Here is a 384-nt window from a genome sequence, read left to right as displayed (position 1 = left end):
AACTCCGATCATCCGAGAGCCGGAATCCCAGTTTATCCCGCTTTGCGCAAGGATTTAGTTTGGTACCCCTGGCCGGACTCGAACCGGCACTTCAGAAGAAACTCGATTTTGAGTCGAGCGCGTCTACCAATTCCGCCACAGGGGCACTGCATCGGGACCGCAGGCGTTAGCCGCGCCCCGGTGCGGCATCAAGCCTTGAGCGCATTGACGAGCAATTTGTGCAGTTTCGAATGCAGCGCATCGTTGGCAGCCAGCACCTGTGCCGAATGGATCGGCTGCGACCGGCCGCGGAAATCGGACACGAAACCGCCCGCCTCGCGCACGATCAGGCAGCCGGCGGCGGTATCCCAATCGTTGAGCCCGCTTTCCCAGAACCCGTCGTAG

General features: G+C 60.9%; 1 protein-coding gene and 1 tRNA gene. Both read right to left on the bottom strand.

The window, feature by feature from the left end:
• Positions 1-60: 60 nt before the first annotated feature.
• Positions 61-145: transfer RNA gene (locus JJ917_17830), tRNA-Leu, on the bottom strand.
• Between the two features lie 43 nt (positions 146-188).
• On the bottom strand, positions 189-384 hold a 196-nt coding region (locus tag JJ917_17825), incomplete at its 5' end, for an inositol monophosphatase (protein ID MBO6700686.1).

It is taken from the genome of Hyphomicrobiales bacterium, from assembly GCA_017642935.1.
Lineage (GTDB): Bacteria > Pseudomonadota > Alphaproteobacteria > Rhizobiales > MH13 > MH13.
Note: the sequence above shows the minus strand (reverse complement) of the source record. Positions and strands in the feature narration are given on the sequence as shown.